The following is a 13,939-nucleotide window of genomic DNA, read 5'->3' as shown; positions in this document are numbered from 1 at the left end:
AGGAGTGACCAATGGCCTCGCAGGAACTTTTTCTCGTCACGCTCGTGGTAGACGACTGCGACAAGGCGAAGACCTTTTACTGTGATGCGCTTGGCTTCGATTGTGTCGAGGACACCCAGATGGATGCCATCAGGCGCTGGCTGGTGGTTCGGCCGCCGGGCACGTCCGGTGCGGCCCTTTTGCTGGCGAAAGCCGATGGTGAGGACCAACGGGCGGCGGTCGGAAAACAGGCCGGCGGCCGGGTTGGCTTTTTCCTGCGAACCGATGACTTCGCCCGCGATTACAAGGCCTTGCTTGCAAATGGCGTACGGTTTGTCGAAGAGCCGCGCCACGAAGTTTACGGGACCGTCGTCGTCTTTGAAGACCTCCATGGCAATCGCTGGGATCTTCTAGAACCGGTCTGAAGCAGTGTTGTGTCGGCACTTGATTGTGCAGAAGGCGGGGTGCATAAGCGCTGGCGGAAATCAATCGCTAGATCAGGCCTTCCACCCGCCTGTTGGGGACGTACATGAGTGAATTCAAGCCGCTGGTTTTCTCCGGCGTTCAGCCGACCGGTAATCTTCACCTCGGCAACTACCTCGGCGCCATCAAGAAGTTTGTCGCACTGCAGGCAAAAAACGATTGCATATATTGCGTCGTCGATTTGCACGCGCTGACGGCGCAGCTTGTGCACGAGGACATGCCGAACCAGATACGCTCGATCACGGCTGCCTTCCTTGCATCGGGCATCGACCCGAAAGCGCACATCGTGTTCAACCAGTCGGCGGTGCCGCAACACGCGGAACTGGCCTGGATCTTCAACTGCGTGGCGCGGATCGGCTGGATGGAGCGCATGACCCAGTTCAAGGACAAGGCCGGTGGCAAGAACGCCGAGCAGGTTTCCTTGGGACTGCTCGCTTACCCGAGCCTCATGGCCGCCGACATTCTTGTGTACCGGGCCACGCACGTCCCCGTTGGCGACGACCAGAAGCAGCATCTGGAGCTGACCCGCGATATCGCGATGAAGTTCAACCTCGATTTCGCAAGTCAGATCCGCGAGACCGGGGCGGGAATCGATATCAAGGTCGGCGACCAACCGGTCCATGCCTATTTCCCGATGGTGGAGCCGCTCATCGATGGTCCGGCGCCGCGCGTCATGAGCCTGCGCGATGGCACGAAAAAGATGTCGAAGTCCGATGCCTCTGATCTTTCGCGCATCAACCTGATGGATGATGCCGAGACGATCTCGAAGAAGATCAAGAAGGCCAAGACCGATCCGGATGCGCTTCCGAGCGAGACGGAAGGATTGAAGGGTAGGCCGGAGGCGGACAACCTGGTTGGCATCTTCGCCGCCCTTTCAGACAAGTCGAAGGCTGACGTGCTGAAGGACTTCGGCGGACAGCAGTTTTCCGTTTTCAAGCCGGCCCTCGTTGATCTTGCGGTCGAGACCCTGGCTCCTGTGAACGGGGAGATGCGCCGGCTGATGGGGGATCCCGGCTACATCGACACGGTGCTTCGTGACGGTGGCGCAAGGGCCCGCGCCCGCGCGGAAAAAACCATGAAGGAAGTCCGCGACATCATCGGTTTCGTGCAGTAAGGTCGAGTGTGTCGCGCGGCGGGCAAACCGGAGCCCGTCGTGACGCGCGCGGTTGTGACCGGTCCGGAGGCTGGATTTCCGAATGGTTTCGAAACGGCTGTCACGACTTGAAGGCCACAGGCGCAAGTTCATGGCGATCATCGACGGGACGCCGGAATGCTACAAGGCGGTCCATTATGCGGGCCGCCGCGCCAAGAATTCGAACGGCGGCCTGGTGATGCTGTACATCATTCCCGAAGGCGACTTCCAGCAATGGCTGGGTGTTGAGGAGATCATGCGCGCCGAAGCCCGTGAGGAAGCGGAAGCGGCGATGGCAAAAGCTGCACAGACGATTCGCGAATCGATTGGGGTGGAACCGGAGATCGTCATCCGCGAAGGCAGTTCGGCGCAGCAGATAAACGCAGTTATCGAGGAAGACCGGGATATCGCGATCCTGGTCCTGGCGGCCGGATCAGCCAAGGAAGGGCCGGGCCCTCTCGTATCGATGATTGCCGGCCGTCCGGGAGCCTTTCCCATACCGGTCACCGTGCTGCCGGATACACTGAGCAACGAGGAAATCGACGCGCTCTGCTGATCGCTGGGTTATCTTCCGCTTTTGACTTGAAGACGCCGATATTCGGTCTTATTTTTGAAGAATTCTAAATTTGGCCGCGAGCCCGGGAGATACCCATGTTCATCCAGACTGAAACGACGCCGAATCCCGCTACGCTGAAATTCCTGCCTGGGAAGGTCGTCTTGGAGAGCGGGACGGCAGAATTCCTGGGCGCTGACGCGGCTCAGAACTCTCCATTGGCGAGCCGGATCTTCTCCATCCCGGGCGTTGCCGGCGTGTTCTTTGGCTATGACTTCGTGACGGTCACCAAGGACGGCCCGGAATGGCATCATCTGAAACCAGCGATACTCGGTGCCATCATGGAGCATTTCATGAGCGGCCAGCCGGTCATGGGAGCAAGCAGTCGCGGCGACTCCGACTTAGATGGTGAGTTTTTCGACGCCGGCGATGAGACCATCGTTGCCACGATCAAGGAACTTCTCGAGACGCGGGTCCGTCCCGCCGTTGCGCAGGATGGAGGCGATATAACCTTCCGCGGCTTCAAGGACGGCAAGGTCTTTCTGAACATGAAAGGCGCCTGCGCCGGTTGCCCGTCCTCGACGGCGACGTTGAAGCACGGTGTTCAGAACCTCTTGCGCCACTTCGTGCCCGAAGTGCAGGAAGTCGAGGCCGTCTGATGTCTGGCATTTCCGCTCGATGATCGTCCTCGCGCTCGACACGGCTGGAACCGATTGCGCGGCAGCGCTCTACGATACCGCAACCATGAAAATATTGGGCGAGGTGACAGAGAACATCGGGCGTGGCCATGCCGAGCGGTTGATGGCCATCGTTGATCTGGCATTGGACCAGGCTGGCGTGGATATCTCCGACGTCGGGCGGATCGCGGTCACGGTAGGACCGGGATCCTTCACCGGCATACGTGTTGGCGTGGCGGCGGCACGAGGTTTCGCTTTGTCGCTTGGCGTGGAGTCTGTCGGGATTTCTACGTTGGAAGTGCTTGCCGCAGAAGCGATCGACCGCCGACGGCGCGAAGGCGATGACGATGGCAGGCCGATCCTTGTTTCGATCGATGCTCGTCGGAGCGAAGTCTATCTGCAGCTCTTCTCTGCGACCGGTCGCCCGCTCCAGGACGCGTCTGTCCTGTCGGTGGATGGCGCCAGAGAGATTGCCGCGTCGGGCGCGGCGGAGGTTGTTGGTTCGGCCGCAAGCCTCCTTGCCGGCAATGAGGTCGCGACGTCCGCGGACCATTTTCCCATTGCCCGGGTTGCACAACTGGCTATCGCCGTAAAGCCGGGGAAGCCGAGACCACTTTACCTGCGGGGACCGGATGCGAAGCCGCAGGAAGGATTTGCCGTAGCGAGGGTATGAGCGGGAATGCTGGAAAACGTGTTTTCACGGAAGCCCGAGTTCGAGATTGTGACGATGTCGGCCGACGACTGCCGCGAAATGTCGGAACTGCACGGGCAGCGTTTCGCTCGCGGATGGAATGACGGCGAGTTCGTTAACTTGCTTCTGCAGCAGAACACGTACGGGTTCGTTGCCCGCCAGACCAACGCGCTCTTGTTCAAGCCGTCATTGGCCGGTTTTGTCCTGGCTCGCGAGGTGGCGGGGGAGGCCGAGATACTGACGATTGCAGTGCAGGAAAAGCTTCCCAGGGCCGGTCTCGGATGGCGACTGATGCTTGCCGCGATGCGGGAAGCTCAGGCGCGGGGTGGTCTCTCGATGTTCCTGGAGGTTGATGACGGCAATGGTCCCGCCCTTGGACTGTATCGGAAACTTGGTTTCGAAATCGCCGGTAAGCGCGACTCCTATTACACGGACGCCGAAGGTCGAAGATCCGCGGCGCTTGTCATGAAGCGCGATCTTGGCTAACCACCTTTTGGTGGACGGGCCTTGCATGTCGGATGTGATGAACGAAGTTTCGAAAACCCTCGAGGATCTTTGTGTCGAACGCGGCATGCGAATGACGGAGCAGCGACGCGTGATCGCGCGTATTCTCGAGCGTTCCGACGATCATCCCGACGTTGAGGAATTGTACCGCCGTTCCGTTCTCGTCGACTCGCGAATCTCGATTTCAACCGTTTACAGAACGGTGAAGCTGTTCGAAGACGCCGGGATCATCGCCCGTCACGACTTCCGCGATGGCCGGTCCCGCTACGAAACTGTCCCAGAAGAGCATCATGACCATCTCATCGACCTGAAAACCGGTGAAGTCATTGAGTTTCATTCTCCCGAGATCGAGGCGTTGCAGGAAAAGATTGCTCGCGAGCACGGCTTCAAACTCGTTGACCACCGCCTGGAACTGTATGGCATACCGCTGAAAAAGGACGAAGGCTGAGGCGTTCGACATGACCGGCGGAAGGGAACACAGACGGTGATCGACGGCGTGCGCATCGGCATCGTGTTGTCCCTCATCGCGTTGATGACGCTGGTGATGCTTCCGATACAGGCATTGGGGCTCTACTTCGATTTCCCTTACAGGCGTTGGCTTCCCGGTTATTGGCACAGGATGGCCTGCAGGCTTCTCGGCATACGCCTGCACGTTCACGGAGGACTGGAGAGCCGTCGCCCCTTGATGATTGCCGCCAATCATGCCTCCTGGAAGGACATCCTCATCCTCGGAGCGCTCGCCGACGTGGCGTTTATCGCCAAGACCGAAGTGGCGTCCTGGCCGGTGTTCGGTCTCTTCGCCAAGCTCCAGAAGAGCATTTTCGTGGTCCGCGAGGAGAAGAGTCGGACCGGAGAGCAGGTCAACGAGATTGCGACGCGAATGGCCGATGGCGAAATCGTCGTGCTCTTCCCCGAAGGCACGACTTCCGACGGCAACAGGCTACTGGGCGTAAAGTCGTCCCTGTTCGGCGCTGCTAGCGCCGCCTTGCCGCTTGCGCCCGATGGCGTCGTTCATGTCCAGCCTGTAGCGATCGCCTATACGGGCGTGTACGGCATGCCGATGGGGCGCTACCACCGTCCGATTGCCGCATGGCCCGGCGATATCGGCTTATTGCCGCACCTGATTGGCATCCTGAAGGCGGGTGCGATCGATGTCGACGTCAGTTTCGGCGAGGTGATAGAGTTTAGGGTGGGTGAAAACAGGAAGCTCCTCAGCGCGCGGGTCGAGGCTGCCATCCGGTCGATGTTGGTTGACCATCTGCGAGGGCGCTCGACGCGAGGCGGTTGAACCTCGGAAATTTTCTGTTTTATCCCGCGCAGAAAAGCACTAGATAGCCGCCATGACCGAGGAAATTGCAGAAATGTCGCCACTCGCGGCTGTGACCAGTGGTGAACCTTCGCCGGGCCGCAAAGTCTTCATCAAGACTTATGGCTGCCAGATGAACGTCTATGATTCCAGCCGCATGAGCGATGCGCTGGCCGCGGACGGCTACGTGCCGACGGACGTTATGGACGAAGCCGACCTGGTTCTCCTGAATACCTGTCACATCCGCGAAAAAGCCTCGGAAAAGGTCTATTCCGCCTTGGGCCGCCTGCGGCAGATGAAACGTCAGCGGACCAGCGAGGGTCGCGAGTTCATGATTGGCGTCGCCGGCTGCGTTGCGCAGGCTGAAGGCGAGGAAATTTCGCGTCGCGAGCCATCTGTCGATGTGGTGATAGGCCCGCAGACATATCACCGCCTTCCTGACGCGTTGAAGCGTGCCCGCAAGGGGGAGCGTGTCGTCGACACCGACTATGCGGTTGAAGACAAGTTCGAGCATCTGCCGAGCATTTCCGCACCGAGAGGAAAGGCCCGCGCCGTTACCGCGTTCCTGACGGTGCAGGAGGGCTGCGACAAGTTCTGCACATTCTGTGTTGTTCCCTACACACGTGGCTCAGAAGTTTCCCGGCCCGTTGCACAGATCGTGGCCGAGGCGGAGCGCTTGGCCGGTGAGGGCGTGCGGGAACTCACGCTGCTCGGCCAGAATGTCAATGCCTGGACCAGCGCCGGTCCTAAAGGCGAACGCTGGGGTCTCGGTGATCTCCTCTACCGTCTGGCGGAAATCCCGGGTATCGCCCGCCTTCGCTACACCACCAGCCACCCCCGCGACATGGATGATCGTCTCATTGAGGCGCACCGCGATCTGCGCATGCTGATGCCTTATCTGCATCTTCCGGTGCAGTCGGGTTCCGACCGGGTTCTGAAGGCAATGAACCGTCGCCATAATGCGCACGAATATATCGCTCTGATCGATCGCATTCGCGCCGCACGCCCCGATATCGCCCTCTCTGGTGACTTCATCGTGGGTTTTCCGGGAGAGACAGAAGCGGATTTCGAGGCCACTCTGGAACTCGTTCGGCGTGTAGGCTACGCGCAGGCCTATTCGTTCAAATACTCCTCCCGCCCTGGAACGCCAGGCGCGGATTTGCCGGATCATGTTGATGAAGAGGTAAAGTCTGAACGTCTCGCGCGGTTGCAGGAATTGCTGCTCATGCAACAAAACCGCTTTGCTGCGAGTTGTGTGGGCAAAACGATTGATCTCCTGCTCGAAAAGCCGGGCCGAAACCCGGGGCAGTTGATCGGTCGGTCGCCGTGGCTTCAGTCTGTGAATGTTGATGCAAAAACATCGCAAATCGGTGACATTATAAACGTACGAATCACCGCAACCGGACCAAACAGCTTGTTTGCCGAGGTGGCATGAAGCTAGAGTGGGTTCCGAGATACTCTGACTGTGGAGCCAGACCCGATTGAACGCACAGGAATTGGCACTTTCATCCTCGCGTAACCCACGTACCGCAGCGACCGACGCCAATCACTTCATCTTGACGTTCGAGAACAATCGGTTTGCTAGTGAGCTTTTCGGGCAGTTCGACCAGAATTTGAAGCTCATTGAAGAGCGCCTGAACATCAGCGCTCGCCCGCGTGGCAACTCCGTATCTATCTCCGGCGACCTCGTCGCCACCAACCAGGCGCGCCGTGCTCTGGATTTTCTTTACGACAGATTGCAGAAGGGTGGCACTGTGGAGCCTTCGGACGTTGAGGGCGCTCTTCGCATGGCCGTGGCCGCCGATGACCAGTTGAGCCTGCCGACGATGGAACGCAAGGCAAAACTATCCATGGCGCAGATCACGACGCGCAAGAAGACGATCGCCGCTCGCACGCCGACACAGGACGCGTATATGCGTGCGATGGAACGATCCGAACTCGTGTTCGGCGTCGGTCCCGCCGGCACAGGCAAAACCTACCTGGCAGTCGCCCACGCAGCCCAGTTGCTGGAGCGCGGGGCGGTCGACCGGATCATACTCTCTCGGCCCGCCGTCGAGGCCGGAGAGCGTCTCGGCTTTCTGCCCGGCGATATGAAGGAAAAGGTCGATCCCTATCTACGACCGCTCTATGACGCGCTCTACGACATGATGCCTGGCGACAAGGTCGAACGCGCCATCACGGCGGGCGTCATAGAAATTGCACCACTTGCGTTCATGCGCGGCCGGACCCTCGCAAACGCGGCGATCATACTCGACGAGGCGCAGAACACGACGTCGATGCAGATGAAGATGTTTCTGACGCGCCTTGGCGAGAATGGCCGGATGATCATCACCGGCGACCCGAGTCAGGTTGATCTTCCGCGTGGGGTCAAGTCGGGTCTGGTCGAGGCGCTGCAGATTCTTGACGGCGTCGACGGTATCTCGATCACGCGTTTCAAGGACGTGGACGTCGTGCGCCATCCGCTTGTCGGTCGCATCGTCAGGGCCTATGACGCCCAGTATGTCATCCAGGACGAAAGAGAGCAGATCGACCGTTGAGCACCGGCCGGCTATTGGAATGACCGAACTGGACTTGCAGATTGCCGTCGAGGACGACGGTTGGCCGGAGGAGGCGTCGTTGCGTGCGCTAGGCGAGCGCGTGTTGGCCACCGCCCTTCGCTATCTTGTCGAGAGCGAGAGGCAGCCCCTGCCGAAACAGCCGCCGGAACTCTCGCTCGTGTTCACCGACGACGCGTCGATCCGTGAAATCAACAGCGAGTGGCGTGGCCAGGACAAGCCGACCAACGTGCTCTCCTTTCCTGCCTTCCCGCTTCAACCCGGCAAGATGCCGGGCCCGATGCTAGGTGACATCGTGATGGCGCGGGAAACCTTGGAGCGGGAAGCAGCGGAACTCGAAAAAACCTTCGATGAGCATCTCTCGCATCTTCTCGTCCATGGATTCCTGCATCTTTTCGGCTACGATCACATGAACGACGAAGAGGCTTCGGTCATGGAAGGACTGGAGACTCGCATTTTGGCCCAACTTGGCCTATCTGATCCCTATGCAGGGCAGGACCCTGTCTGACAGTTTGGAACGATGAACGACTATTCGACGAAAACGGCCTCCAAGGCTAGCGAGACCGGCGACACTTCTTCCGACGACGGTTCCAGTAGTAGTACCGGCAGGCCGGAACCCGCCGCGCGTGCCATCACCTCATTCTGGACCCGAGCCGCCCGGCTCCTCCGGCCGCAGCAGGCCTCTTCTCTCCGCGAGAACTTGACCGACGCTTTGTTGGCGGACCCCGGCATTGGCGACGTCTTTTCTCCGGAAGAACGAGCGATGTTGAACAACATCCTGCGTTTCCGGGAAGTCAGGGTTGAGGACGTGATGGTCCCCCGGGCGGATATCGATGCGGTCGATCAAAGCATGACGATCGGCGATCTGATGACCGCGTTTGAGGAAACCGGGCGCTCGCGCATGCCGGTCTATTCCGACACGCTGGATGATCCCCGCGGCATGGTCCATCTGCGCGATCTGCTCGCTTACGTGACAAAACAGGCGCGCAACAAGCGACGTCCGGCCTCTCGACCCGCGGATGCTGCCGCGAAGGCGGAAAAGCCGGCACGTGCGCCTCGCGCGACCTTTGACCTTGGGCGTGTCGACCTCCTCAAGCCCGTGTCGGAAGCCGGGATCATTCGGCCGATCCTCTTCGTTCCGCCGTCGATGCACGCATCCGACCTCTTGCAGCGCATGCAGGCTGCCAGGACACAGATCGCCCTCGTCATCGACGAATATGGCGGCACCGACGGCCTCGTTTCCCACGAGGACATCGTGGAAATGGTGGTCGGCGATATCGATGACGAGCATGACGACGAAGAGGCGATGTTCACGCGGATATCGGAAGATGTCTTTGTTGCCGACGCCCGCATCGAACTCGAGGAGATCGCCGACGCGATCGGTCCGGATTTCGATATCCGCGATAAACTCGATGACATCGACACTCTCGGCGGATTGATCTTCGCCACGCTTGGACGAATTCCGGTCCGGGGCGAGGTAGTACAGGCAACGCCCGGATTCGAGTTCCATATCCTTGAAGCAGACCCCCGCCGAATCAAGCGCATTCGTATCATCCGCAAGCGCCTCGCCGTACGCCGGCGCCTGTCGAAAGGTGAGAGTGAGAACCAGCCAGCGGCGGGACGCGAGGACGCTGCGCCGGAAGACAAGGTGGAACAGTCCATGCCGGCGGCCAACGCCAGCACCTGAACCGCCGAGCCGAATGCCCGGCGGGAGACAGGCTGACGTTTTTTTGAAAGACTGCCGCCGGTGATTCGTTGGACGGAAGGGGTGCCGCATGGACCGGCTGGCAAGCAGGATCATGCTGACGTGGGGTTTTCGGAGGGTGCTCCTCGCTATCCTGGTGGGTGCGCTCGCCGCCCTGGCGCTTCCTCCGATCAGTTTCGTCGCGATTTTGTTCGTTTCCTTTCCGGTCCTGGTCTGGCTTCTCGACGGTGCGACCGGAAATCCCGACAAAGGATTTTCACAAGGCTACCGAACCGCCTTTCTCATCGGCTGGAGTTTTGGCTTCGGCTATTTCGTTGCTGGGCTCTGGTGGCTGGGCGGAGCTCTTCTTGTCGAAGCCGACGAATTTGCGTGGGCTCTGCCCTTGGCAGTCCTGGGTCTGCCGGCGGTGCTCGCCATTTTCTACGGACTTGCCACGCTCGCGGCTAAAATCCTGTGGTCGGACGGTGTAGGGCGGATCGCGGCGCTCGCCGCAGCGTTCGGTACGGCCGAATGGCTTCGTGGCTTCGTTGCCACCGGCTTTCCATGGAATGCTATCGGTTATGGCGCGATGCCTGTGCCCTTGATGATGCAGTCGGCGCAGCTGATTGGCGTCTACGGAGTCTCCGCTCTCGCGGTCTTTGTGTTTGCGGCTCCCGCGCTGGTGGGGACGGGCAAAGGTAGGCGGATCGGCTTGACGGTGGCGCTCACTCTCGCCCTCGCGCATTTCGGTTATGGCATATGGGTGCTTGCCCGACCAGACCAGCAGACGGACGAGACATTGACGGTCCGCCTGGTGCAGCCCGCCGTCGATCAGGCCCGGAAGATGGAAAATGCCGACCGCGAGGAGATATTTTCTGATCTGCTGCGGCTGACGTCCGCGCCGCCGCCGGAGGGGGGCGCAAAGCCGAACGTGATCGTCTGGCCGGAGACGTCTGTGCCTTTCATCCTGACGGAAAATCCTGATGCGTTGACCCGCATCGCCGATGCGCTCGATGATGGGCAGACATTGCTGGCGGGTGCGGTACGGGCCGAGGATCGCGGAGCGGGGCTGCCGCCGCGTTACTATAATTCGATCTACATCGTCGATGACAAGGGCCAGATCATCGGCGCCTCAGACAAGACTCACCTGACGCCGTTCGGCGAGTATGTTCCCTTTGAGGGCGTGCTGCGGGGGATGGGCGTCGACAACCTTATCAGCCTGCCGGGCGGCTTTTCGGCGGGCGTCCAGCGCAGCCTTCTCGATCTGCCGGCGGGTGGAAGGCTCTACCCTCTGATCTGCTACGAAGTCATTTTTCCGCAGGAGATGGCTGACGTTTCCGACGACGCAGGCGCAATCCTCAACGTAACCAACGATGCCTGGTTCGGTGCGACGCCCGGTCCTTACCAGCATTTTCAGCAGGCCCGCGTCCGGGCCGTGGAAACTGGCCTGCCGCTGATTCGCGCGGCCAACGATGGTATCTCAGCTGCGGTCGATGCTCGCGGCCGGATTATTTCTGGTTTGAAGCGCCATGCCAAAGGTGCTATCGATACAACGATAAGTTTACTTAACGTTTCCGTTCAGAACTTTAGTGGGCGTCAACGTAACTTCTGGTTGATAATTTCTTTTTTGTTGTTGGTCGCCGTGGTTTCCCGCCTTAGTTTTATTTCCCGGAAGAATTGACCAAAAACCCCTAAAATTGCATAGTGGATGCCGCCGGAAATCTGCCACTATGCTTCGAGTTCTTGACGCTTTCGCTGCGCCTCGTTCTGACTCACCTGCAAGCAACGCGGGTTTTGGTATCGGATGCAAACCATTTGTCAGGATCAAATCATGATCGAAAATAAGAAGAAGCCGAACCCGATCGACATTCATGTCGGGAGCAGGATTCGGCTGCGGCGCACCATGCTCGGCATGAGTCAGGAAAAGCTGGGTGAAAGCCTGGGCATTACCTTCCAGCAGATCCAGAAATACGAGAAGGGCACGAACCGCGTTGGTGCCAGCCGACTTCAGAATATCTCCAGCATTCTCAATGTGCCGGTATCGTTCTTCTTCGAGGATGCGCCTGGTGATCAGGCGTCTGGCGCTGGCATGGCGGAAGCCTCGAGCTCGAACTACGTGGTCGACTTCCTGTCCTCCTCGGAGGGTTTGCAGCTTAACAGGGCTTTTGTGAAGATCACCGATCCCAAGGTGCGGCGTCGGCTGGTCGAACTGGTCAAGACGCTGGCCGCCGAGGCGGACGCTGAATAGACCCGCGCGCGGATTTCTTGAGAAGCGGCCTTACCGGCCGCTTTTTTTATGCCTGAAATCAACGATGAAGAAAGGATATAAAGACATATTTATGTCGTTGTGCGCTTGTTTTTCGGCATTGAAATGACTAACAAGATCATGGCTTGTTCTTTGAGGGGAATCCCGCATGCGCGCGAACTATCTTTTCACCAGCGAATCCGTTTCGGAAGGGCATCCCGACAAGGTATGCGATCGCATTTCCGACGAGATTGTTGATCTGGTCTATCGGGAAGCGGCCAAGACCGGTGTCGATCCTTGGACCGTCCGCGTGGCGTGCGAAACCCTGGCGACGACGAATAAGGTTGTCATAGCGGGTGAGGTGCGACTTCCCCCGAGCCTGATGAAGAAGGACAAGAACGGAGCGGATGTCATCAACCCGTCGAAGTTCAAGTCTGCCGCCCGCAAGGCTATCCGCGATATTGGTTACGAGCAGTCCGGTTTCCATTGGAAGACGGCGAAGATCGACGTGTTGCTGCATTTTCAGTCTGCCCATATCGCTCAGGGCGTCGACAAGGCGGCTGATCACGACAACAGCGAAGGCGCCGGCGACCAAGGCATCATGTTCGGCTATGCCTGCCGGGAGACGCCGGATCTCATGCCTGCGCCCATCTACTACGCGCACAAGATCCTGCAGTTACTTTCCGCTGCCCGCAAGAAGGGGGAGGGCGACGCTGCGAAGCTCGGCCCGGACGCAAAGAGCCAGGTCACAGTGAAGTATGTCGACGGCAAACCGTCTGAGGTAACCTCCATCGTTCTCTCGACCCAGCACCTCGAGGAAAACTGGGATTCCAAGAAGGTGCGGACGGTTGTCGAGCCCTACATTCGCGAGGCTCTCGGTGACCTGAAGATCGCGGCCGACTGCAAGTGGTACATCAACCCGACCGGCAAGTTCGTCATTGGCGGTCCTGATGGCGATGCTGGCCTGACCGGACGCAAGATTATCGTCGACACCTATGGCGGAGCTGCGCCCCACGGCGGTGGCGCCTTCTCCGGCAAGGACACCACGAAGGTTGACCGTTCTGCCGCCTATGCCGCCCGTTATCTTGCCAAGAACGTTGTCGCGGCCGGTCTGTCCGACCGCTGCACGATCCAGATCGCCTACGCGATCGGCATTGCCCAGCCGCTGGCGATCTACGTCGATCTTCATGGAACCGGCAAGGTCACCGAGGAACAGGTCGAAAAGGCGATCCGCAGCGTCATGGACTTGTCGCCGACGGGTATCCGACGCCATCTTGACCTGAACAAGCCAATCTATGCCAAGACCTCGGCCTATGGTCATTTTGGTCGCAAGGCCGGACGCGACGGTTCCTTCTCCTGGGAGAAGCTCGACCTCGTGAAAGCCCTCAAGGACGCGGTCAAGCAGTGAGCAGTTCTTCGGACGGGGAAGTCCGCCGCACACGGGCGACCGAGGCCTTCTTCGGTCGCCGCAAAGGCAAGCCTTTGCGCGAGCAGCAGGTCGGGCGCATGGAGACTGTCCTGCCTGCGCTGAAAGTCGATCTGTCTGCGGAGACGCCTGAAAACCTGGCGGACCTGTTTCCGCGGCCCGTCGAGCGGATTCGGCTCGAAATCGGGTTTGGCGGTGGCGAACATCTTGTCCACAGGGCATCGTCCGAGCCTGCCACCGGCTTCATCGGCGTCGAGCCGTTCGTCAACTCGATGGCCAAGCTTCTGGCGAGTGTCGAGGACAAGGGACTCACCAATATTCGTGTTTACGATGATGATGCCACCGAATTGCTGGACTGGTTGCCAGACGGCTGTATCGACCAGATCGATCTTCTCTACCCCGACCCATGGCCGAAGCGCAAACACTGGAAGCGGCGCTTTGTTTCGCAGGTCAACCTCGACCGCTTCCACCGGGTATTGAAGCCTGGCGGTCTGTTCTGCTTTGCATCAGACATCGACACCTACGTGAACTGGGTGTTGATTCACTGTCGCGATCATGGTGGTTTCGCCTGGACGGCGCGGCAGTCTTCGGACTGGTTGACGGCCTTCGCCGGGTGGCCTGGCACGCGATACGAAGCCAAGGCCAGACGTGAAGGCCGCTCTTCAGCCTACCTCACATTCGAACGGGTTGATCAGGCCGAATGA

16 protein-coding genes are annotated in these 13,939 nt (G+C 59.5%); all 16 read left to right on the top strand.

All coding sequences use genetic code 11. From position 1 onward, the window contains the following. The first annotated feature begins 11 nt into the window (after positions 1–11). The 16 genes from J5J10_RS15980 to J5J10_RS15905 all read left to right on the top strand — a co-directional run bounded on the left by J5J10_RS15980 (position 12) and on the right by J5J10_RS15905 (position 13,939). Entirely contained in the window at positions 12–404 is a 393-nt protein-coding gene (locus J5J10_RS15980; protein ID WP_211930618.1) for a VOC family protein, read from the top strand. 104 nt (positions 405–508) lie between these two features. Then, on the top strand, positions 509–1,576 hold the full coding sequence (trpS, locus tag J5J10_RS15975) for a tryptophan--tRNA ligase (protein WP_211930617.1): 1,068 nt from the start codon (positions 509–511) through the stop codon (positions 1,574–1,576). Positions 1,577–1,658: 82 nt separating this feature from the next. Beyond that, positions 1,659–2,150, top strand: coding sequence for a universal stress protein (locus J5J10_RS15970; protein ID WP_208548310.1), 492 nt, complete (start codon positions 1,659–1,661; stop codon positions 2,148–2,150). A 95-nt stretch (positions 2,151–2,245) separates the two neighbouring features. Further along, a complete protein-coding gene (locus tag J5J10_RS15965; RefSeq protein WP_211930615.1) occupies positions 2,246–2,806 on the top strand; it encodes a NifU family protein in 561 nt (186 codons plus the stop codon). 19 nt (positions 2,807–2,825) lie between these two features. Next, positions 2,826–3,497, top strand: a complete 672-nt coding sequence (tsaB, locus tag J5J10_RS15960) for a tRNA (adenosine(37)-N6)-threonylcarbamoyltransferase complex dimerization subunit type 1 TsaB (protein ID WP_211930614.1) — start codon at positions 2,826–2,828, stop codon at positions 3,495–3,497. Positions 3,498–3,503: 6 nt separating this feature from the next. After that, complete coding sequence (locus J5J10_RS15955) at positions 3,504–4,001, top strand: N-acetyltransferase (protein ID WP_211930613.1); 498 nt, start codon at positions 3,504–3,506, stop codon at positions 3,999–4,001. 37 nt (positions 4,002–4,038) lie between these two features. Then, on the top strand, positions 4,039–4,467 hold the full coding sequence (locus tag J5J10_RS15950) for a Fur family transcriptional regulator (protein ID WP_208553023.1): 429 nt from the start codon (positions 4,039–4,041) through the stop codon (positions 4,465–4,467). A gap of 36 nt (positions 4,468–4,503) precedes the next feature. Continuing rightward, positions 4,504–5,307 (top strand): lysophospholipid acyltransferase family protein, encoded by an 804-nt coding sequence (locus J5J10_RS15945; RefSeq protein WP_208548314.1) that lies wholly within the window; start codon positions 4,504–4,506, stop codon positions 5,305–5,307. A gap of 52 nt (positions 5,308–5,359) precedes the next feature. Further along, positions 5,360–6,760 (top strand): tRNA (N6-isopentenyl adenosine(37)-C2)-methylthiotransferase MiaB, encoded by a 1,401-nt coding sequence (gene miaB / locus J5J10_RS15940; RefSeq protein ID WP_211930612.1) that lies wholly within the window; start codon positions 5,360–5,362, stop codon positions 6,758–6,760. 46 nt (positions 6,761–6,806) lie between these two features. Then, positions 6,807–7,862, top strand: coding sequence for a PhoH family protein (locus J5J10_RS15935; protein WP_211930611.1), 1,056 nt, complete (start codon positions 6,807–6,809; stop codon positions 7,860–7,862). Between the two features lie 19 nt (positions 7,863–7,881). After that, positions 7,882–8,388 carry an rRNA maturation RNase YbeY gene (gene ybeY, locus J5J10_RS15930; RefSeq protein WP_211930610.1) on the top strand — a complete coding sequence of 169 codons (507 nt, stop codon included), beginning with the start codon at positions 7,882–7,884 and terminating at the stop codon, positions 8,386–8,388. Between the two features lie 12 nt (positions 8,389–8,400). Beyond that, positions 8,401–9,567, top strand: a complete 1,167-nt coding sequence (locus J5J10_RS15925) for a hemolysin family protein (protein ID WP_211930609.1) — start codon at positions 8,401–8,403, stop codon at positions 9,565–9,567. An 88-nt stretch (positions 9,568–9,655) separates the two neighbouring features. Then, a complete protein-coding gene (lnt, locus tag J5J10_RS15920) occupies positions 9,656–11,245 on the top strand; it encodes an apolipoprotein N-acyltransferase (protein WP_211930608.1) in 1,590 nt (529 codons plus the stop codon). 150 nt (positions 11,246–11,395) lie between these two features. Continuing rightward, entirely contained in the window at positions 11,396–11,812 is a 417-nt protein-coding gene (locus tag J5J10_RS15915) for a helix-turn-helix transcriptional regulator (protein ID WP_208548320.1), read from the top strand. Positions 11,813–11,978: 166 nt separating this feature from the next. Next, positions 11,979–13,217, top strand: a complete 1,239-nt coding sequence (gene metK / locus J5J10_RS15910; protein ID WP_208548321.1) for a methionine adenosyltransferase — start codon at positions 11,979–11,981, stop codon at positions 13,215–13,217. Then, positions 13,214–13,939, top strand: coding sequence for a tRNA (guanosine(46)-N(7))-methyltransferase TrmB (locus tag J5J10_RS15905; protein WP_211930607.1), 726 nt, complete (start codon positions 13,214–13,216; stop codon positions 13,937–13,939). Before metK ends, J5J10_RS15905 begins: the two co-directional genes overlap by 4 nt.

This window comes from Ciceribacter sp. L1K23 (assembly GCF_018122705.1).
GTDB lineage: Bacteria > Pseudomonadota > Alphaproteobacteria > Rhizobiales > Rhizobiaceae > Allorhizobium.
The sequence above is the reverse complement of the archived record's forward strand: the minus strand, read 5'-3'. Positions and strand labels throughout refer to the sequence as shown.